The organism is Stutzerimonas stutzeri, from assembly GCF_038561965.1.
Taxonomy (GTDB): domain Bacteria; phylum Pseudomonadota; class Gammaproteobacteria; order Pseudomonadales; family Pseudomonadaceae; genus Stutzerimonas; species Stutzerimonas stutzeri_AA.
Genome location: NZ_CP139348.1, coordinates 3,725,132 through 3,745,919 on the forward strand (window position 1 = coordinate 3,725,132; position 20,788 = coordinate 3,745,919).

The 20,788-nt window shown below is 61.5% G+C and carries 20 protein-coding genes; 8 read left to right on the forward strand and 12 right to left on the reverse strand.

Features of this window, described 5'->3' with window-relative positions:
- Positions 1 to 36: 36 nt before the first annotated feature.
- The 6 genes from rng to mreB all read right to left on the reverse strand — a co-directional run bounded on the left by rng (position 37) and on the right by mreB (position 6,227).
- The gene (gene rng, locus SM130_RS17175) at positions 37 to 1,494 is read right to left on the reverse strand and encodes a ribonuclease G (protein ID WP_102824858.1); all 1,458 of its coding nucleotides are present in this window, start codon (positions 1,492 to 1,494) and stop codon (positions 37 to 39) included.
- An 86-nt stretch (positions 1,495 to 1,580) separates the two neighbouring features.
- On the reverse strand, positions 1,581 to 2,171 hold the full coding sequence (locus SM130_RS17180) for a Maf family protein (protein WP_102824857.1): 591 nt from the start codon (positions 2,169 to 2,171) through the stop codon (positions 1,581 to 1,583).
- A 95-nt stretch (positions 2,172 to 2,266) separates the two neighbouring features.
- On the reverse strand, positions 2,267 to 3,418 hold the full coding sequence (locus SM130_RS17185; protein ID WP_102824856.1) for a PEGA domain-containing protein: 1,152 nt from the start codon (positions 3,416 to 3,418) through the stop codon (positions 2,267 to 2,269).
- A 197-nt stretch (positions 3,419 to 3,615) separates the two neighbouring features.
- Positions 3,616 to 4,104: a rod shape-determining protein MreD gene (gene mreD, locus SM130_RS17190; RefSeq protein ID WP_102824855.1), complete on the reverse strand. Its 489-nt coding sequence runs from the start codon at positions 4,102 to 4,104 to the stop codon at positions 3,616 to 3,618.
- Positions 4,101 to 5,063, reverse strand: coding sequence for a rod shape-determining protein MreC (gene mreC, locus SM130_RS17195; RefSeq protein ID WP_219725295.1), 963 nt, complete (start codon positions 5,061 to 5,063; stop codon positions 4,101 to 4,103). Before mreC ends, mreD begins: the two co-directional genes overlap by 4 nt.
- A 126-nt stretch (positions 5,064 to 5,189) precedes the next feature.
- Entirely contained in the window at positions 5,190 to 6,227 is a 1,038-nt protein-coding gene (mreB, locus tag SM130_RS17200) for a rod shape-determining protein MreB (RefSeq protein WP_102824853.1), read from the reverse strand.
- Positions 6,228 to 6,546: 319 nt separating this feature from the next.
- Between mreB and gatC the strand changes: the two genes are divergently transcribed.
- From gatC to SM130_RS17230, 6 genes are all read left to right on the forward strand, one after another.
- On the forward strand, positions 6,547 to 6,834 hold the full coding sequence (gene gatC, locus SM130_RS17205; RefSeq protein WP_102824852.1) for an Asp-tRNA(Asn)/Glu-tRNA(Gln) amidotransferase subunit GatC: 288 nt from the start codon (positions 6,547 to 6,549) through the stop codon (positions 6,832 to 6,834).
- Positions 6,835 to 6,848: 14 nt separating this feature from the next.
- A complete protein-coding gene (gatA, locus tag SM130_RS17210; protein WP_102825408.1) occupies positions 6,849 to 8,300 on the forward strand; it encodes an Asp-tRNA(Asn)/Glu-tRNA(Gln) amidotransferase subunit GatA in 1,452 nt (483 codons plus the stop codon).
- Between the two features lie 11 nt (positions 8,301 to 8,311).
- Positions 8,312 to 9,757, forward strand: coding sequence for an Asp-tRNA(Asn)/Glu-tRNA(Gln) amidotransferase subunit GatB (gatB, locus tag SM130_RS17215; protein ID WP_102824851.1), 1,446 nt, complete (start codon positions 8,312 to 8,314; stop codon positions 9,755 to 9,757).
- Between the two features lie 141 nt (positions 9,758 to 9,898).
- A complete protein-coding gene (locus SM130_RS17220; RefSeq protein ID WP_102824850.1) occupies positions 9,899 to 10,303 on the forward strand; it encodes a septal ring lytic transglycosylase RlpA family protein in 405 nt (134 codons plus the stop codon).
- 60 nt (positions 10,304 to 10,363) lie between these two features.
- Positions 10,364 to 11,449, forward strand: a complete 1,086-nt coding sequence (locus tag SM130_RS17225; protein WP_102824849.1) for a calcium/sodium antiporter — start codon at positions 10,364 to 10,366, stop codon at positions 11,447 to 11,449.
- A gap of 40 nt (positions 11,450 to 11,489) precedes the next feature.
- Complete coding sequence (locus SM130_RS17230) at positions 11,490 to 12,581, forward strand: calcium/sodium antiporter (protein ID WP_102824848.1); 1,092 nt, start codon at positions 11,490 to 11,492, stop codon at positions 12,579 to 12,581.
- Between the two features lie 39 nt (positions 12,582 to 12,620).
- Here the strand turns inward: SM130_RS17230 and SM130_RS17235 are convergent, their stop codons facing one another.
- The 6 genes from SM130_RS17235 to SM130_RS17260 all read right to left on the reverse strand — a co-directional run bounded on the left by SM130_RS17235 (position 12,621) and on the right by SM130_RS17260 (position 17,452).
- On the reverse strand, positions 12,621 to 13,046 hold the full coding sequence (locus tag SM130_RS17235; RefSeq protein WP_102824847.1) for a bactofilin family protein: 426 nt from the start codon (positions 13,044 to 13,046) through the stop codon (positions 12,621 to 12,623).
- A 13-nt stretch (positions 13,047 to 13,059) separates the two neighbouring features.
- Positions 13,060 to 13,416 (reverse strand): hypothetical protein, encoded by a 357-nt coding sequence (locus SM130_RS17240; RefSeq protein WP_102824846.1) that lies wholly within the window; start codon positions 13,414 to 13,416, stop codon positions 13,060 to 13,062.
- Positions 13,397 to 14,371, reverse strand: coding sequence for a M23 family metallopeptidase (locus tag SM130_RS17245; RefSeq protein WP_102824845.1), 975 nt, complete (start codon positions 14,369 to 14,371; stop codon positions 13,397 to 13,399). Before SM130_RS17245 ends, SM130_RS17240 begins: the two co-directional genes overlap by 20 nt.
- Before the next feature lie 185 nt (positions 14,372 to 14,556).
- The gene (locus SM130_RS17250; protein WP_102824844.1) at positions 14,557 to 15,498 is read right to left on the reverse strand and encodes an AEC family transporter; all 942 of its coding nucleotides are present in this window, start codon (positions 15,496 to 15,498) and stop codon (positions 14,557 to 14,559) included.
- Positions 15,499 to 15,605: 107 nt separating this feature from the next.
- On the reverse strand, positions 15,606 to 16,166 hold the full coding sequence (locus tag SM130_RS17255; RefSeq protein ID WP_102824843.1) for a response regulator transcription factor: 561 nt from the start codon (positions 16,164 to 16,166) through the stop codon (positions 15,606 to 15,608).
- Between the two features lie 32 nt (positions 16,167 to 16,198).
- Positions 16,199 to 17,452 (reverse strand): ATP-binding protein, encoded by a 1,254-nt coding sequence (locus tag SM130_RS17260; RefSeq protein ID WP_102824842.1) that lies wholly within the window; start codon positions 17,450 to 17,452, stop codon positions 16,199 to 16,201.
- A 152-nt stretch (positions 17,453 to 17,604) separates the two neighbouring features.
- Here SM130_RS17260 and SM130_RS17265 point away from each other — a divergent pair, with 152 nt between their 5' ends.
- Both SM130_RS17265 and SM130_RS17270 read left to right on the forward strand, forming a co-directional pair.
- Positions 17,605 to 18,309 (forward strand): SIMPL domain-containing protein, encoded by a 705-nt coding sequence (locus SM130_RS17265; protein WP_102824841.1) that lies wholly within the window; start codon positions 17,605 to 17,607, stop codon positions 18,307 to 18,309.
- 178 nt (positions 18,310 to 18,487) lie between these two features.
- Complete coding sequence (locus tag SM130_RS17270) at positions 18,488 to 20,716, forward strand: TonB-dependent receptor domain-containing protein (protein WP_102824840.1); 2,229 nt, start codon at positions 18,488 to 18,490, stop codon at positions 20,714 to 20,716.
- The last annotated feature ends 72 nt before the right edge of the window (positions 20,717 to 20,788 follow it).

Here is a 20,788-nt window from a genome sequence, read left to right on the forward strand (position 1 = left end):
GACCATCCCGGCCCGGACGGCCTGGTCTACCTCTGTTCAGAGCAACACCACGTCGTACTGTTCCTGGGAGTACATGCTTTCGACCTGAAACTTGATCGAGCGGCCGATGAACGACTCGAGATCGGCCACGCTGCCTGACTCTTCGTCCAGCAGACGATCGATCACCTTCTGGTTAGCCAGTACCCGATACCCTTCTGCCTGGTAGGCCCGAGCCTCGCGCAGGATTTCCCGGAAAATCTCGTAACAGACGGTTTCAGGGGTCTTCAACTTGCCGCGCCCCTGGCAGCACATGCACGGTTCGCAGAGCACCTGCTCGAGGCTTTCGCGCGTGCGCTTGCGCGTCATCTGCACCAGGCCGAGTTCGGTAATGCCGATGATATTGGTCTTGGCGTGGTCGCGCTCGAGCTGCTTCTCCAGCGTGCGCAGGACCTGCCGGCGGTGCTCTTCGTCCTCCATGTCGATGAAGTCGATGATGATGATGCCGCCCAGATTGCGCAGCCTGAGCTGGCGGGCGATCGCCGTGGCCGACTCAAGATTGGTCTTGAAGATGGTTTCTTCCAGCGTGCGATGGCCGACGAAGGCACCCGTGTTGACGTCGATGGTGGTCATCGCCTCGGCTGGATCGATGATCAGATAGCCGCCGGATTTGAGCATGACCTTGCGTTCAAGTGCCTTCTGGATCTCGTCCTCGACACCGTATAGATCGAAGATGGGCCGCTCGCCCGGGTAGTGTTCGAGACGGTCGCCCAGCTCCGGCATCAGCTCGCCGACGAACTGAGTGACCTTCTGGAAGTTCTCCCGCGAATCGATACGGATCTTCTCGATCCGAGGATTGACCAGATCGCGCAAGGTGCGCATGGCCAACGAAAGGTCTTCATAGATCACCGTGGGCGCTCCGACGGTCTTTATCTGACTGGCGATCTGCTCCCATAAACGACGCAGATAACGGATATCCATGAGGATTTCGTCGCTGCCTGCGCCCTCGGCGGCGGTACGGAGGATGAAGCCACCGGCCTCCTGAATTCCCTCGGCCGCCACGCACTCGGCAACCACCTGCTTGAGCCGCTCGCGCTCGGCTTCGTCCTCGATGCGCAGGGAAATGCCGACATGGCTGGTGCGAGGCATGTACACAAGGTAGCGCGATGGAATCGATAACTGGGTGGTCAGGCGTGCGCCCTTGGTACCAATGGGATCCTTGGTGACCTGCACCACAAGACCTTGCCCTTCGTGCACCAGCGCGTTGATCGGCTCGACAGCGTTGCCTTCACGGGCGGAAATTTCCGAGGCGTGGATGAACGCGGCACGGTCCAGGCCGATGTCGACGAACGCCGCCTGCATGCCCGGCAGCACGCGTACCACCTTGCCCTTGTAGATATTGCCAACGATGCCCCGGCGCTGAGTGCGCTCGACGTGCACCTCCTGCAGGACGCCGTTTTCCACCACCGCCACCCGCGACTCCATGGGGGTGATGTTCATCAGGATCTCTTCGCTCATTCTTGTTCTCGGCGGTGGCTTGATGTGCAGCGCTAGCTGATGCCTGGGGTCGATTCTAACCGGCATGCGTGCCGAAGCCACAGGCTCTAGCTTGAGCCTTTGGTCCAACGTGGGAGGCCGAACGCGTCGATAAGCTGGGCCGTTTCACACAGCGGCAGGCCGACCACCGCGGAATAGCTGCCGTGCACTTGGCTAACGAAGACCGCGCCCCAGCCCTGGATGGCGTAGCCACCCGCCTTGTCCACTGGCTCGCCACTGGCCCAGTAACGCTCGGCCTCCGCTTGCTCAATGGTGCGAAAGGTCACCTCGCTGGTGACCACGCGAACTTCGCATGTTGTGTGACTGGCCAACGCCACCGCCGTCATGACTCGATGCGTACGTCCGGACAGCGCCGCCAGCATGGAGAGACCATCGGTGCGGTCGGCAGGCTTGCCGAGAATGTGTTGATCGAGCACCACACTGGTATCGGCGCCCAGCACGCACCCGTCCTGATCACCCAGACTGGCCAACCCGGCAAGCGCTTTATCTCGAGCAACACGCTCGACATAAGCCTCGGGGGATTCGGTCGGCGACGGTGTTTCATCCACCGAAACGCTGATCAGGCAAAACGGAACACCTATTTGTGCGAGCAGTTCGCGGCGGCGGGGTGATGCCGAGGCAAGATACAGAGCGCCCATGGCAGATCCTCAACGATAAATAAGCGACAGCGTCGCATATCCGGCCACGTCGAGGAAGGCGCGAACCCGGCGTAAGGGATACGCCGGTGAGAGGATCAGAACTTGAAGTTGACTACCTGATCGCCTTTGAGCGACAGGGTTCGCTTCTGGGTAATGCCGCCGGAGGTGATCTGAATGTCGTAGACGCCACTGTCGAGTACCAGCGAAACCGGTGTCGCACCGTGCACCTGGTCGTTGATGCGAACCTGATCGTCGTACTTGTTGCTGCGTACGATCAACGAGTAGGTCTTGCTATCGCATTGCTCGTAAGGCAGGTCGAGAATTGCGCATGGCATCATCTTCTTCGCCGTGATCGTTGCTTCGACATTCAATTGCGCGTTGACGGTGCCGTCCAGGCTCATGCTCGCCTGTGCGAATTCCGTGCGGGTGCGGTAGCGGTACCAATCGGTATCCAGCGCAAGATCACTCACCTGCTCGCGAACGTCCTCAGCTAGGACGCGCTGGTAGTTATCCAGTACCGATTGCGCGATTTGACCGTCGTTACGGTGCTCGGCCAGGCAGGCCGCCAAGCTCTTGCTCGCCGAGCAGCGGAACGATACCGACTGCTCGAAACGAATCGTCTTGTCCAGCTTGCGCGCAATCGCCTGGATATTCTTGCTGTTGCGCTCGCGAATCTCGGCCGCCAGTTGAGATTTGAGACGCTCGACGTCACGCGCCGCGAGCGAGAATTTCAGGTGCTGGCTGCCCAGCTCCTTCTCCAGCGCATCGACGCGCTCGCTGATCGCTGCCGCCCCATCGGCGCTGCGCTTGTGGTCATCCAGCAGGTCGTCGAGCCGCTTGCGTTCTGCGCTCTGCCCGAGAAAGTCGTCGACTTCCATACGGATCAGCTTTTTGGTGTTTGCCAGCTGCAATTGCACGGCCGCCAGCTCGCTTTTTTCGGTGCGCAGCGCATCTTCCAGCTTCTGTCGTTCGAGAAGGATGGCATCGAGCTCGGCTATCTTGACCGCCAGTTGCTCGGCACGGGGAGAACCAGCGAGGGCTTCGGCGGGCGCGGGAGCTGTTGCGGTATGCGTGTCGGGAACCGACAGCTTGGCTAATTGCGGCGACTGCGGCGCGCTATCGGCTTGGGAATAGCCACTACTCAGGACCGAAGTCAGCAGCAGTGCCCCTACCGCACTAGCCGCAAGCACGACACGAGCACCACGAGAACCTTGCGGCCTGGAAAAAATCGAAACGCCAGATTCCATACTCATCGCCCGTGCTGTTGTGCTTATCGTTTTTATGAAGCAGAAACCGCTAATGGCTGAAGGCCATGCTGGCGACATGATTTCAGAATTGCCGTGGTGCATCAAGGCGAAAGCCGTGCCGGGCGACACAAACCCACACTAAAAATCATACTTTCTGGTTCGATACATCGGACGCAAGCGCCGATGCAGGCGGGTCGTCAGTAGACAGCGAACCGCTGACGCATACCCTGCAATGCCACGAATATCCAGGGCCACAGCAGCGCACTAATGGGCACCGGCACCAGGAACAGCAAAGTCGGCGGGCGATTGCCGGTCAGTGTGTTGAGCCACAGCTGAACCAGCTGAGCCAGACCGAGTACTACCAGCAACACCATACTCTGCTGCCAGAGCGGGAACATGCGCAGGCGCTGTTGAAGACTCAACACCAGAAAGGCAATCAGAATCAGCGGCAAGGCGCTCTGACCGAACAGCGTGCCGGCAAGCACATCCTGAGCCAGCCCGAAGCAAAACGCAGCGCCCAAGCCTCCTCGATGGGGAAGCGCCAGCGACCAGAACGCAATGACCAAGCCCAGCCACAACGGCCGGGCAAGCTCTGCACTGCCCGGCATCGGCGCGACACTGAGCAGCAGGGCAACCGTCAGGCTGAACCAGATGACCCACCCATTGTTTGGACGCCCGCTGATCATTGACTCACCTCCGCTGCGGGCGCCGCCAGGGGTTCGGCAGCTGGCTGGGCGCCGCCAGATCCAGCGTCAACCGGCGCAGCTGACGCCTCTTCGCCTTCGGCAGCCGCTTTCTGGTCGGCATCAGCCTGCGCTTCTGCCGCCGCCGCCGCACGCTCTTCGGGTGTCCGCGAGTCGCTGAAGACGAGCATCAAATAGCGACTGCGATTGAGCATCGCGGTCGGCACCGCCCGCACGATGGCGAACGGTTGACCGGACCCATGCACCACCTCGGTCACCTGCGCCACCGGATAACCGCTTGGGAAGCGCTGACCAAGCCCGGAACTGACTAGCAGATCCCCAGCTTTGACGTCTGCGGTTTCGGCTACATGGCGCAACTCCAGATAGTCTGGGTTGCCGGTCCCTACCGCGATGGCGCGCAGGCCATTGCGATTGACCTGAACCGGAATGCTGTGAGTGACATCGGTCAACAGCAGCACGCGTGCAGCGTAAGGCAGCACCTCGACCACCTGCCCCATCAGGCCGCTGGCATCGAGTACCGGCTGCCCCATGAACACCCCATCCTTCTCGCCCTTGTCGATCAGAATGCGATGGGTGAACGGGTTCGGGTCGAGACCGATCAGTTCGGCAACGATGACCTTGTCGTCCACCAGCGCCGCCGAATTGAGCAACTCACGCAGCCGTACGTTCTGCTCGGTGAGCATCGCCAGTTTCTGCAGGCGTCGCTGCATCAGCAATGCCTCGGCTTTGAGCTTCTCGTTCTCCGCCATCAGGCTATTGCTGCTGGCGATCTGCTCGGTCGTGCCTCGCCAGATTCGCACCGGCATGTCGGCGACCCAGTAGAACGGCGTCAGCACCAGTCCCATCTGACTGCGCACCGTCTTCAACGCCTCGAAGCGCGCATCCACCACCATCAGCACGACACAAAGCACGACGAACACCAGCAGGCGCACACCGAGCAAAGGTCCTTTGGCAAATAGCGGCTTGATTGCAACTACCTCACGAGTAAAAGCTTGAGACTAAACGCGACAAGCCGAAAGCCGGCGCGACCGGATCTTTCGGCTTGTCATGAGCACAGCAGCGCAGGCTCACTCAGTGGACAGCAGATCCATAGCGTGACGGTCCATCATCTCCAGGGCACGACCGCCACCACGGGCCACACAGGTCAGCGGCTCTTCGGCGACGATTACCGGCAGACCGGTTTCCTGCGCCAGCAGCTTGTCGAGATCACGCAGCAGAGCGCCACCACCAGTGAGCACCAGACCGCGCTCAGCGATGTCGGAAGCGAGTTCTGGCGGAGATTGCTCCAGCGCACTCTTGACTGCCTGAACGATGGTTGCCAGCGACTCCTGCAGGGCTTCGAGCACTTCGTTGGAGTTCAAGGTGAACGCGCGCGGCACGCCTTCGGCAAGGTTGCGACCACGAACGTCCACTTCGCGGACTTCGCCACCTGGGAATGCAGTGCCGATTTCTTGCTTGATGCGCTCCGCGGTGGATTCGCCGATCAGACTGCCATAGTTGCGGCGCACGTAGGTCACGATGGACTCGTCGAAACGATCACCGCCGACCCGCACGGATTCAGCGTAAACCACCCCATTGAGGGAGATCAGCGCGATCTCGGTGGTGCCGCCACCGATGTCCACGACCATCGAGCCACGCGCTTCGTCGACCGGCAGGCCGGCACCGATCGCCGCAGCCATTGGCTCCTCGATCAGGAACACTTCGCGGGCACCGGCACCCAGTGCCGATTCACGGATGGCACGGCGCTCGACCTGGGTCGATTTGCAAGGCACGCAGATCAGAACGCGCGGGCTCGGCTGCAGGAAGCTGTTCTCATGCACCTTGTTGATGAAGTACTGCAGCATCTTTTCGCAGACGCTGAAGTCGGCGATTACGCCGTCCTTCATCGGACGAATCGCGTTGATGTTGCCTGGGGTGCGGCCCAGCATGCGCTTGGCTTCGGTGCCTACGGCGACAACGCTTTTCTGGTTGCCGTGGGTACGGATGGCGACCACGGAAGGCTCATCGAGAACGATGCCGCGATCGCGCACATAAATAAGGGTATTGGCAGTGCCCAGGTCGATCGACAGATCACTGGAAAACATGCCACGCAGTTTCTTGAACATGGGAAAAGGGCCCTGGGGCAAACGCGTGGGGAAAAAAGTGCCGCAAACTCTAACAATGGTGGGAAGTTAGGGCAAGGTGAGAGTCCGCCCGCATAGCGCCAGACGTGAGCCATTGCGCGCTAGATCGCAAGTTGGTGGCCGAGCCTCATCCTAAGGCCAGGTGCCGCGCCCACGCTACCGATAACCGCTCCGGGCATGTAAGATTGGCGGCTTTTCCGGGCCCGAAAGCCCATTGCGGCGGCTCGTCCCGTGCCGCCATGCGCCCCGTCCAGTCGACGGAAGGTGCAGCCCCCGATTCGCTTTCCGCTGGAGATACCCGATGGCGCTTGAACGCACCGAGGTAGAAAAGATCGCTCACCTGGCCCGTCTGGGCCTGTCTGACGCCGACCTGCCCCGCACCACCGAGACCCTCAACAACATTCTTGGCCTGATCGATCGCATGCAGGCGGTCGACACCACCGGTATCGAACCGTTGGCCCACCCGCTGGAAACGACCCAGCGGCTGCGTACCGATGCGGTTACCGAAACCAATCAGCGCGACGCCTATCAGGCCATCGCGCCCGCCGTGGAAGATGGTCTCTATCTGGTTCCGCGAGTGATCGAGTGATGAAGGACACCGATATGCACAACCTGACGCTTGCCGAGATCGCCCGCAACCTTGCCGAGAAGCGCTTCTCGGCCGAGGAACTGACCCGCACGATGCTGGCTCGCATCGAGCAGCTCGACCCGCAGCTCAACGCCTTCATCAGTGTTACCGACGCGCTCGCCATCGAACAAGCCAAGGCTGCCGATGCGCGCCGCGCCGCCGGTGAAAACGGTGCACTGCTCGGTGCGCCGATCGGTCACAAGGATTTGTTCTGCACCCGCGGCATCCGCACCAGCTGCGGCTCAAAGATTCTCGACAACTTCAAAGCCCCGTACGACGCCACCGTTGTGGAAAGGCTCGCAGCCGCCGGCACGGTCACGCTCGGCAAGCTGAACATGGACGAATTCGCCATGGGCTCAGCCAACGAATCGAGCTATTACGGCCCAGTGAAGAACCCTTGGGATCTGACCCGTGTCCCGGGCGGCTCCTCGGGCGGTTCCGCCGCGGCCATTGCAGCCCGCCTGCTGCCAGCCGCAACCGGCACCGACACCGGCGGCTCGATCCGTCAGCCAGCCGCGTTGACCAATCTCACCGGCCTCAAACCCACCTACGGCCGCGTGTCGCGCTGGGGCATGGTGGCCTACGCATCGAGCCTCGACCAAGGCGGGCCCATGGCACGCACAGCCGAAGACTGCGCGCTGCTGCTGTCGGCCATGGCCGGCTTCGATGCCAAGGACTCCACCAGCGTCGATCAGCCGCTGGACGACTACCTCGCTGCATTGAGCCAGCCGCTCGCCGGGCTGCGCATCGGTCTGCCGAAGGAGTATTTCGGCGCTGGCCTAGATCCGAAGATCGCTGACGCCGTCATGGCATCCGTCGAGGAACTGAAGAAGCTCGGCGCCACGGTCAAGGAAATCAGCCTGCCGAACATGCAGCATGCGATTCCTTCCTATTATGTAATCGCGCCGGCCGAGGCCTCTTCCAACCTCTCGCGCTTCGATGGCGTGCGCTTCGGCTATCGCTGCGAAAACCCGGCCGACCTCACCGACCTCTACAAGCGCTCGCGCGCCGAAGGCTTCGGCGACGAGGTCAAACGACGCATCATGGTCGGCACCTACGCGCTGTCGGCCGGTTACTACGATGCCTACTACCTCAAGGCGCAGAAGATCCGTCGGCTGATCAAGCAGGACTTCGTCGATGCCTTCGAGCAAGTCGACGTGATTCTCGGCCCGACCACGCCGAACCTGGCCTGGAAGTTGAGCGAGAAGAACGCCGATCCGGTGTCCGCCTACCTCGAAGACATCTACACCATCACCGCCAACCTGGCTGGTATCCCGGGCCTGTCGATGCCGGCCGGCTTCATCGATGGCTTGCCGGTGGGTGTGCAGCTGCTCGCCCCGTACTTCCAGGAAGCGCGCCTGCTCAACGTGGCGCACCAGTATCAACAAGTCACCGATTGGCACATGCGCGCCCCGGCCGGATTCTGAGGAGATTGAAGATGCAATGGGAAACCGTGATCGGGCTGGAGATTCACGCACAGCTCGCAACCCAGTCGAAGATCTTTTCCGGCAGCGCCACCACGTTCGGCGCCGAACCCAACACCCAGGCCAGCCTGGTCGACCTCGGCATGCCAGGCACCCTGCCGGTGCTCAACGCCGAAGCCGTGCGGATGGCCTGCAAGTTCGGCCTGGCGATTGATGCGGAGATCGCCGAAAAGAACGTCTTTGCGCGCAAGAATTACTTCTACCCGGACCTTCCGAAGGGCTACCAGACCAGCCAAATGGATCATCCCATCGTCGGCAAGGGCTTCCTCGATATCACCTTGGAAGACGGCAGCACCCGGCGTATCGGCATTACCCGCGCACACCTGGAAGAGGACGCCGGCAAGAGCCTGCACGAAGACTTCCACGGCATGAGCGGCATTGACCTGAACCGCGCCGGCACGCCGCTACTGGAGATCGTCTCCGAGCCGGATATCCGCTCGGCCAAGGAAGCCGTTGCCTATGTGAAGGCCATTCACGCACTGGTGCGCTACCTCGATATTTGCGACGGCAACATGGCCGAAGGCTCGTTGCGCTGCGACTGCAACGTTTCGGTGCGGCCCAAGGGCCAGACCGAGTTCGGCACCCGCGCCGAGATCAAGAACGTCAACTCCTTCCGCTTCATCGAGAAGGCGATCAATCACGAAGTGCAGCGGCAGATCGAGCTGATCGAAGACGGCGGCAAGGTAGTCCAGGAAACCCGCCTGTACGACCCGAGCAAGGACGAAACGCGCTCAATGCGCAGCAAGGAAGAAGCCAACGACTATCGCTACTTCCCCTGCCCCGACCTGCTGCCGGTAGTGATCGAGCAAAGTTTCCTCGACGACATCCGCGCCAACCTGCCGGAGCTGCCTGTAGAGAAGCGTGCGCGCTTCGAACGCGAGTTCGGCCTGTCGACCTATGATGCCGACGTATTGGCTGCCAGCCGCGAACTGGCCGACTACTTCGAGGCGGTCAACTCCGTCTGTGGCGACGCCAAGCTGTCAGCCAACTGGGTCATGGGCGAGCTTTCAAGCTTGCTCAACAAGGACAACCTGGAAATCGAGCAGTCGCCGGTCTCGGCCGAGCAGCTCGGCGGCATGATTCAGCGCATCAAGGACAATACGATCAGCGGCAAGATCGCCAAAATGGTCTTCGAAGCCATGGCGGCAGGCGAAGGTTCGGCCGATGAAATCATCGAGAAGAAGGGCCTCAAGCAAGTCACCGACTCTGGTGCTATCGAGGCAATGCTGGACGAGGTGCTAGCGGCCAACGCCGAGCAGGTCGAACAGTACCGTGCCAGCGACGAGGCCAAGCGCGGCAAGATGTTCGGCTTCTTCGTCGGCCAGGCAATGAAAGCATCCAAAGGCAAGGCGAACCCGGGCCAGGTGAACCAACTGCTGAAGGAAAAGCTCGAAGGCTAAGCTGAGCGATAGCCGTCCCGCGATTGCACTCGCTGCAATCGCGGACATCACCACCCCATGCTCCCGGCACTGCACGAACGTCGCTACACCTGCCGCGGGCCATCGCCGACTCAGCGATCGACCCAACGGAAGGATTGCGCCATGCGACTGACACGCCTCACTGCCATGCTGCTTCTGGCCCTGCTGGCCGGCGGTTGCGCCGATCGCCAATCAACGCAACCAACCAAGGCGCCGCCAGCCACTGAGGATCGCTTCAGCCAGAGCGGCAAGGCCTCGTATTACGCGCGGATGCATCACGGCCAGCTCACCGCTAATGGCGAAACCCACGATCAGAACGCCCTGGTAGCGGCGCATCGTAGCCTTCCGTTCGGCACCAGAGTACGTGTCACCAACGAACAGAACGGTAAGCAAGTGGTGGTACGCATCAATGACCGCGGGCCGTTCCGCCGTGGCCGCATCATCGACCTCTCCCGCGCAGCCGCAACGCAACTGGATATGTTGCAAAGTGGCGTGGCCCGCGTACGTATCGAAACCGTTCATGAATGAAAAACCCTTGATCCCGACGCCAGCTGGCAGCGCTGAACCTGTTTTGAAAGGAGCGCTCGCATGTCTATGGTGACCTTCGGCTATCTGCTCGGCGGGCTGGTGCTGCTCGTGGTGGGTGCCGAGTCGCTGGTCCGCGGGGCAGCCAAGCTGGCCAGCCGCTTCGGTATTCCGCCGCTGATCATCGGCCTGACAGTGGTCGCCTTTGGCACCAGCGCACCGGAAACGGCGGTCAGTGTGCAGGCCTCGCTGAGCGGAAGCGGGGATATCGCCGTGGGCAACGTCATTGGCAGCAACATCGCCAATATCCTGTTGATTCTCGGCCTCTCCGCGCTGATCGCCCCGCTGGTCGTGTCCCGGCAACTAATTCGCCTGGACGTCCCGGTGATGATAGGCGCCGGTCTGCTCTGCTATGGCCTGGCGTGGAATGGGAGCATCAGCCGCTTGGACGGTACGCTTCTGCTCGTAGCTCTGGTCGGTTACACACTGTTTCTGGTGGTCGCCAGCAGACGAGAAAAGCCGGTCACAGCGGTCGATGAGTTCGCCGCGGAATTCGGCCCTACCGATGCCGAAAAGCCGTATGCCTGGGTGCTTCAGCTGCTATTGATCGTGCTTGGCCTTGGCCTGCTGGTCGGCGGCTCTAACCTGCTGATCGAAGGGGCCGTGGGTCTGGCTCGCACACTGGGTTTATCGGAGCTGGTCATCGGCCTGACGGTGGTGGCGATCGGCACCTCGATGCCGGAGCTGGCGACGTCTGTACTGGCTGTTATCAAAGGCGAGCGCGACATCGCCGTCGGCAATGTGGTGGGCAGCTGCATCTTCAATCTGCTGCTAGTGCTGGGCGCAGGTGCCGCAGTCTCCGCAGATGGCCTATCCATTTCACCCAACGCGCAGTCGTTCGACTTTCCGGTGATGCTGGCCGTATTCGTCGCTTGCCTGCCAATTTTCTTTTCCGGCTACTGCATTCGCCGCTGGGAAGGGCTGCTGTTCTTCGCCTACTACCTGGCCTACACGCTCTACCTGGTGATGTTCGCCACGGGCCTTGGCGCCATCGAGTTGCTGCGCGATGCGATGCTCTGGTTCGCCTTCCCCTTGACGGCCGTCACGCTTTTGGTGATCTTCCTGCGCGCCTGGCAGCGCCAGCGCTGATTCCCCACCCTTTCAGATCTTTTTTGCGGAGCTCCACATCGTGACCCTGATGACTTTCGTCTACCTTATTGCCGGCCTGGTGCTGCTCGTTGCCGGTGCGGAGGTGCTGGTGCGCGGCGCAGCGAAGCTTGCCGCCCAGTTCGGCATCTCGCCTTTGGTCATCGGCCTTACCGTGGTCGCCTTCGGCACCAGCGCCCCGGAAACCGCGGTCAGCGTCCAGGCAGCATTCAACGGCAGCGGCGACATCGCCATCGGTAACGTGCTGGGCAGTAACATCGCCAACGTCCTGCTGATTCTTGGCATGACCGCGCTGGTCGCACCGCTGGTGGTATCGCGTCAGCTGATTCGCCTCGACGTACCGATCATGATCGGCGCCAGCCTGGTCACCTTCGGCCTGGCCTGGGATGGCGAACTCAGCCGTCTCGATGGCGCCCTGCTGTTCACTGCGGTAGTGGTCTACACCCTGTTCTTGGTCATCAGCAGTCGGCGTGAGAAAAAAGCAGCCGACGCGGATGACGAGTTTGCCAAGGAGTTCGGCCTGAACGAGCAGGCCAAGCCCAACGCAGGGCTGATCAATGCCGGGTTGGTGATCGCAGGCCTGGTGCTGCTAGTCGTGGGCTCAAACTTCCTCGTCGAGGGCGCCGTCGCCCTGGCCCGCGCGCTCGGCCTGTCGGAGCTGGTTATCGGCTTGACAGTGATCGCCATCGGCACCTCGCTGCCGGAGCTGGCCACCTCGATCCTCGCAGCCTTCCGCGGTGAGCGCGATATCGCAGTCGGCAACATCGTCGGCAGCAACCTGTTCAACCTGCTTTGCGTACTCGGCCTGGCCTCGCTGGTGTCGCCGCAAGCAATCAGCGTATCGCCCAACGCACTGGCCTTCGACTTCCCAGTGATGATTGCGGTCGCGGTCGCCTGTCTGCCGATCTTCTTCACCGGTTACAGCATCAACCGTTGGGAAGGCGCGCTGTTCGTCGCCTATTACGCGGCATACACCCTATATCTGATCCTGGCCAGCACGGGCCGTCCGCTCGCTGAAACCTTCGGCGACGCCATGCTCGGCTACGCGCTGCCGCTGACAGTGGTTACCTTGCTGGTCATCACCGCCCGCGCCTGGAAAGCCCAGCGCCACTGATACCTCCGGGCGGGACTGCCTGACGAGCCCGCCCTCGACTCAACCTTCGCGAGCCTGCGGGCGCGGCAGTTCGAGCACCTGCGCGCTCTCTTCTTCGTCACCCATGCGGCTGAGCATGCCATCGACCACCGCGCCGTTTTCCATGCTCAGCTGGCGATAACGGATATTGCCGCGCACACGTGCATTGGAGTGCAGCTCGAGCAGGTGTTCGACCACCAGGTCGCCGACGATGGTGCCGTCGATCAGCGCATCGTAGCTACTGACGTTTCCTTCGATCCTGCCCTCTGCACTGAGCGCCAGCAGGCTGTGCGTACCGGGCTTGTGGCGGACATTGCCGCGCACCTCGCCGCTGACCTTCAGCCCTTCTTCGAACGCCACATCCCCGACCAATGCCAGGTTTCCGGAAATCAGGCTGGAAAACTGGTCAATGGTGACGCGGGATTCGGACTTCTTCTTGAACATCATCTACTCCAGAAAGTTAACGGGCTTTCTTCTGCTGACGAAAGAAAGCCAGATCGGTCTGCAAGCGCTCGACCTGCGCCGATAGCGTGGCGATACGTCTGAGCAACTGCTCTTCGGTGGCCTGAGTCTCCTGACGCTGCAGTCGGCTCTGCTCCAACTGAACCCTCAACGCCTGAGTCTCCCGATCCAGTGCCGCGATCCGCTGCGTATGTACGGCCTGCTCCTGGCCGCGCAGATAAAGCAACGCGCCGATCACGCAGAGCAGACCGAAAATGATCCAGCGTCCCGTGCGTAAGCTTCGAGCAGCATGCGGACGGTGTTCCGCGCGCAGCAGTTCGCGGGTAGTGGGGCGTTTAGTCCTCAGCCAGGCCATCGCTGACGCGCTCCAGATCGCCAAGTGCCAGGAAACGCTGCGGGTCGACGAAGCGACCTTTGTGCAGCACTTCGAAATGCAGATGGGGGCCGGTAGAGCGCCCGGTGGAACCGACAGCGCCGATGCGCTGCGCTGGCGTGACCACGTCGCCTTGACGCACATCCAGTCGCGACAGGTGCGCGTAGCGCGTAATCAGGCGATTGCCATGATCGATTTCCACCAGCTTGCCGTAGGCGCCGCGGTATCCCGCGAAACGCACCCGACCACCCGCCGCGGCCATGACATCGGAACCGGTCTTCAAGGCGAAATCAATTCCCGAATGGAACGCCAAGGTCTTACGGAACGGATCGATACGATTGCCAAACGAGGAGCCCAGACGAGCGTCGCCTACCGGCCGTTTCGATGGGATGGCCATGAGCGCTGCATTACGCTCGGCCACTCGCTGCATCAGGCTATCGAGCATCACGCGCATGCAGCGCGCCGAGGTATCGCTGCGCCGCAGATCAGCAAGCGTCGCATGATCGCTATCTGCCGACAGCTCGCCAGAGCAGCTTCGAGGCGGCAATAGCGCACCGCCCTGCCCTGCACGCGCAGGACGATCAGGCGCGAGCACTGGCAGCAGCGCTGGATCCAGAGCGGACAACTGACCGTGCAGAACCTGTTGCTGATCCAGCATCTGCTGCAGCGCGAGCAGATCGGATTCGAGGGACTTCAAGCGCCCAACCACCTCGCCTACACGAGCAATGGCGAAGCGGCCTTCATCTTCGCCAGCCTCGTCCTGCAAGGTGATCTCAGCCTGAACAAGCCGATCACTGGCGACCCAGATTCCGCCAGCGAAGCTACCCAGGCTCACTGTCAGCACCACCGCCAGAGCGGTCAGCGCGAGTCGGCGCGGGTTCACCACACGGATATCGCCACGCGTCAGCGATCGGTTCGTAGGTGTGAAAAATGCCATGAATGATTCCCTAGAACATAGAGCGGCCGCCTCGATAGGCAAGCCGTTGAACGTCCAGGGCAATTTGACGGAAACGCACTTTTTTTTCTGAGGCCTGATGACCGATTACGACCATCGCGCTGCGATTCTTAAACCGAATAAGCGCGTTGGCGACGAACGGCTTCGAGATCGTTGACGCTTGCTGACTAGATCCACTCCAGCCAGCCCAACAGGAACAGCCCGGCATTTATGCTCACTGCCGCCATCAGCGTCGTGATAACGATGATGGTCGCGGCCAGTTGGTGGTTGGAGTTCACGGCGCGCGCCATGACGAAGCTCGCTGCCGCCGTCGGGCTGGCGAAATAAAGAAACAGGATGCCCAGCTCCGCATCGCGAAAGCCGCAGATCCAGGCACCCAGCGTTGCGAACGCGGGCAACCAGACCATTTTCATCAGGCTCGAACTGAGCGCGCTGCCACTGCTCTTGCGCAATGCATCCAGAGAAAGCGTGGCGCCTATACATATGAGCGCCAGCGGCAAGGTCATCTGCGCGAAGTACTGACCCGACGTCATCAGCCAGCCGGGCAAGGCGACTTGCCAATAGGCGAACGGCACAGCCGCCACCACACCGATAATCAAGGGGTTGCGCAGAATGCTCAGCAGAATGTCCTTCGGACCGACGCGCCCGTCGGGGCTATAGATAGCCAGGACCACTGCGGACAGGCTGTTGTAGACCAGGATCACCACGCCCGCGAGCACGCCACCGAGCGAAAGGCCGTAATCGCCATAAAGACTGCTGGCCAGCGCCAAACCGACGATTCCGTTGTTGCCACGAAATGCACCCTGAACGTACACACCGCGGTCGGGCGCCGGGCAGCGCCATAGAGCCCAGACCCATGCCAAAGCAAAGGTGGCTATCGTGGCGAGAACGAAATAGAGCAGCAGTGCAGGCTGCAGCGCGGCACTCAGATCGGCCTTGATGATCGAGATGAACAGTAGCGTCGGCATGGTGCCCTTGAACACCAGCGACGAGGCAGTATGGACGAACGCCGAGTCGATCCAGCGCAGGCGCATGAGCGCGACGCCGAGAAATAGCATGGCAAACACCGGAGCAGTGACGCTCAGGGTCTGGAGTACGAGGGGAAGCATGGAGAAAGCCTGCAACTACGAGAGGTGCAAGCATAAAGCATGAGCTACCCGAGGGCTCAACGGCCGTGTCGCTGGCGACGTCCGGCCCTCGCGAAGCTGCCTGCGGGTTAGCGTCGAACCGGACGTTTCTGCAGCTTGCGCTGCAATGTCCGACGGTGCATGCCCAGCGCTCTAGCCGTGGCGGAGATGTTGCCATCATGCTCGCCGAGGACCCGCTGGATATGCTCCCACTGCAGGCGGTCGACCGACATGGGGTTTTCCGGCACCAGGCTGTCGAGGTCGGCGTGCTGGGATAGCAGTGCTGCCAACACATCATCGGCGTCGGCAGGCTTGCACAGGTAGTTGCACGCACCGCGCTTGATCGCCTCCACCGCTGTCGCGATGCTGGAATAGCCGGTCAGGATCAGCACCCGCATTTCCGGGTCCAGCTCGAGCAGCTTGGGTAACAGCACCAGCCCCGAATCGCCCTCCATTTTCAGGTCCAGCACCGCATAGTCGGGAATATCCTGCTTGGCCAGGGCCAGCCCCTCTTCGGCCGAGCCAGCGATGCTGACCTGCAGGCCACGGCGGCTCATGGCGCGAGCCATCACCCGGGTGAACGTCGGATCGTCATCCACCAACAGCAGGTGAGGTTGTTCTTCACCCTCTTGCTGCAACTCGTCGGTCATCTGTGCATTCCTCGCATTGGTCACGATCAGGGTCACGCGCGTACCGAGCCATGCGGCAGACGCAGTTCGGTCAGTGTGCCACCTTCTTCGTGATTGTAGAGCTTCACTGTGCCGCCAGCGCGGGTGACGCTGGCCTGGCTGAGAAACAGACCAAGGCCAAACCCCTTGCCCTTGGTCGTGATGAACGGTCTGCCGATCTGCTCGGCAATGGCCAGCGGCACGCCAGCGCCGTGGTCGCGGATGGTCAGCCTGATCCACTGCGCATCCCAGTCCAGGCGTATTTCCAGATCCTCGGGGCTGGCGTCAGTCGCGTTGTTCAGCAGATTAAGCAGCGACTGACTGAGGTCGGCTGGCGGCATCAGACGCGGCGCGCTGCCTAGCCCCACGCAGTGGAAACGATAGGTCGCCTCCGGACGCATCAGGTGCCAGCGCTGCAAGACCGAGTCAGCCCATTCGCGAGCCGTCTGCTCGACCACTGCCTGGCGGCGGTCAGCCTCGGCCGCCCGGACCAGCTGTCGCAGGCTCTCCTTGCAGAGCTGAACCTGCGACTGCAGCAGGCCGAGATCCTCACTCAGTTGCGGATCCTTGTATTCCTGGCGCAATTCCTTGAGCAACACGCTCATCGTAGCCAGCGGCGTGCCAAGCTCATGGGCCGCACCGGCTGCCTGGGTCGCAACCGCCAGCAATTGCTGATCGCGCATGCTTTCTTCGCGACGCTGGGCCTGCTGCTGCTCCTGGCGGCGCAACTGCTCGGCCATGCGCGCGACAAAGAAGGTGATCAGCGCGGCCGCCAGCGCAAAACTCAGCCACATGCCATACACCTGCAGGGTGGCTCGCTCGAAAGGTGGAAGGGTGAGCGGGTCGTACCACACCAGCATCAGCGTATAGCCCAGCAGCGCCAGGCCGGACAGCACGATGGAATACAGCCAAGGCAGGGTTGCCGCAGCGATGGTCAGCGGCACCAGATAGTAGGACACGAAGGGGTTGGTCGAGCCGCCGGAGTAGTACAGCAGCGCGCTATGGACCATCAGGTCGCAGCCCAGATGCACGGCGTACTCAAGCTCGGTGACCGGCCAGGGACCGCGCAAACGTAGCGCCGTGCCCAGACAGAGCACCGCCGAGACGGCCAGGGTGATGCCCAGCGCAAGCCATGGCAGCGTCAGCATCTGGGTCGCGTAGGCCACACCTACGGCGCCGGACTGCGCAGCCAGCACCACAATGCGTATAAGAGTCAGAAGCCGAAGATTCTGCCGGCTGGCCGACAGCAGCGGGACGGATGCGTACATGGGGTCTCCAACAAGTCGGCGGAGTATAACCAAGCCATCTGCCGACACGCTGAAATGCGGCAACTCGACGCACTGGCAGCTGCATACATTCCCCAGCGGAGGTAGAGTCTTGTGCTATTGCACCGTCCCGGTGCCATTGCTAAGGATCCATCATGCATCAAACCTTCTTCCGCAGCGCTGCCCTGCTGGCAGCCGTTGCGAGCTTCGCCACGCTGCCCGCTCTTGCCGAGGATTCTCGTTACAACCAGGTCGCCCTGCGCGCCGAGGTCAGCAGCGAAGTGGCCCATGACCGGATGCATGTCACGCTCTACAGCGAGGCACAGCACAGCGATCCGGCCGAGCTTGCAGCACAGACCACCCGCACGTTGAATCAGGCCCTGCAGACAGCCCGCCAGAGCAAGGAAGTGATCGTCAGCCAGGGCAGCCGCAACAGCTATCCGATCTACGACGACAAGGGCCAGCAGATTACCGGCTGGCGAGAGCGCGCCGAGGTGCGTCTGGAAAGTGGCGATTTTGCCAGCCTGTCCAAGCTGACTGCCGAACTGATGAAGAGCCTGAAGATGGGCGGCATGCACTTCAGCGTCTCCGACCCGATCCGCAAGCAGAACGAGGACGCGCTGCTCAAGGATGCCGTCGCCGCGTTCCAGGCGCGCGCCCAGCTGGCAACAGAAGCGCTCGGTGGCAATGGATACAAACTGGTGAGTCTCAACCTCAACGGCGGGGGATTCCAGCCGGTCATGCGTAGCAGTGCGATGAAGATGGACATGATGGAATCGGCACCCATCCCCGAGATTGAGGCCGGCACTCGCCAGGTCACGATCAGCGCTGATGGCGTCATCGAAGTGCAGATGCCGTGAACGAAACGGACCATTTGGACTGCTTGTAAATATCTTCTTACAAATGGTCAGCCCGCGCCATACAAGGGCTGCCGCCCGATCTGGCGGGCCATATGAGAACGCAGTGCAGTAAATCGTAAATTCTCGTTTACGAATGATTATCATGCGGGCGCCAACGAGACGGCCACAAGGAGCCCGCATGTCTATTCCCTTCGCACGTACCGCCCTGTCCTGCGCCATGATTGGCTGCAGTTTTGCGGCCTTCGCTCAGAATTCACCTGTCACGCTCAGTGACACGGTAGTGAGCGCTTCAGGTTTCGAACAGAAGATAACCGAGGCGCCAGCGAGCATCAGCGTTATCAGCCGTGAAGAGCTGCAGCAGAAGCGTTACAACAATCTGGCCCAGGCTCTGGGGGACGTGGAAGGTATCGACATCGGCCAGGGCACAGGCAAGACCGGTGGATTGAATATTAGCATCCGGGGCATGCCGAGCCAGTACACCCTGATCCTGATCGACGGTCGCCGCCAGAACGCGGCCGGCAACGTCACGCCCAACGGCTTCAACGAAACGTCCACCAGCTTCATGCCGCCGCTGTCCGCCATCGAGCGCATCGAAGTCATCCGCGGCCCGATGTCGACGCTTTATGGCTCCGACGCCATGGGCGGCGTGGTCAACATCATTACCCGCAAGGTGGCCAAGGAATGGTCCGGATCGCTGACGCAGGATTACACCTATCAGGAAGATCGCGACTTCGGCGATACCCGCAACACCAGCATCTACGCTAGTGGCCCGCTGGTCGATGGCTTGCTGGGCCTGCAGCTGCGCGGCAGCCTATTTGACCGCCAGGAGTCGGATCTGACCTATGGCAACGGCATCGAAGTGAGCAAGCGCGGTCCATCCCCCGTCGAGGGCCGCACGCACAACATGGGTGCACGCCTGACGCTGACACCGCACGAGGATCACGATTTCGGGCTGGACGTGGAACGTGGTCGCCAGATCTACAACAACGACGAATGTCAGCTCGGCAGCCTGGATGGCCAGAATCAGGAGTGCACCGCCAGTGCGGCCACCCGGGCAAATGGTTACGACGACGAGCTTCGTTTCGAACGTGAGCAGATCGCACTCACCCATACCGGCCGCCTGGGTTTTGGCACGCTGGAATCCAGCCTGATGCACAACACGACCGAAACCATTGGCCGCACCATTCCCGGCACCATCGGCAGCGCGACCGCGGTGCCAGGTGCCATTGGCGGTGCGCCCCGCGAATTGGAGACGACCAATCTGGTGCTGGACACCAAACTGGTCGCCCCTGTGGGTGAGTCGCACATCGCCACGGTTGGTGGCCAGTGGTGGAAAGCCGAGATGGATGACGGCATCGCTCAGGCCACGTTCGAGCAGAAAACATGGGCAGTCTTCGCCGAAGACGAGTGGCGCCTGCGTGAAGATCTGGCGCTGACACTGGGTGCCCGCTATGACGATCACGAAGCCTTTGGCGGTCACGTCAGCCCACGCGCTTACCTCGTCTGGAACACGTCCGACACCTGGACCATGAAGGGCGGCGTGAGCCGTGGCTACCGCACGCCGGACCTGAACGACCTTCACTCCGGCGTGAATGGCGCCACACGTCAGGGGCAGGTCATCACCATCGGCAACTCTGATCTCGAGCCGGAAACCACGACGAGCACCGAGTTCGGCGTGTACTTCGACAACCTGGCTGGTTTCAACGCCAATGCCACGCTGTTCCACAACAAGTTCAAGGACAAAATCGCCAGCGGCGACCCCATCCAGATCACCGGACGCCCGGGAATTCCCAACGGCAGTTATGCGCAACAGATAAACATCGACGAGGCCATCACCCAAGGCCTGGAACTAGCCGCAAGCTGGACGTTCGCCCCAGCCTGGACGTTGAGCGCCAACTACACCTATACGGACAGCGAGCAGAAGAGTGGTGACAACAAAGGCGAACGCCTGACAAACACGCCGGAGCACCTCGCCAATGCCAAGCTGAACTGGCAGACCACCGACCGTCTGAATCTCTGGTTGAAGAGCGAATACCGCGGCGAGCGCTCACGCTTCACTTCCTCGTACGAGAATCTTGCCAACGCCAACGGTACCTACTCCACCAACCAGTCCATCTACGACACGTTGGGCAAGAACACCAAGGCGTACACGCTGTTCCATCTAGGCGGGTCCTTCCGGGCTTCGGAAAACCTGACCTTCAACGCGGCTATCTACAACTTGCTGGACAAGGATTTCGTCGACGGCAAGGCTTACACGACCTACTCCTCCCCCAACCCAAGTGGCGTCGGTGGCGGCGTGGCGAACGGCACAGCCTATGGCACCGACTTCTCCCACTCAACTGCCGGCACTACCGGGGTAATGGAAGAAGGCCGTCGTCTGTGGCTATCCGCCAACTTCACCTTCTGACCGCCCAGAAGGTCGACGAGCCGGGTCTAACCCGGCTTCGTTGTTTCAGGCACAGCCCCGGCAGCCAAAACG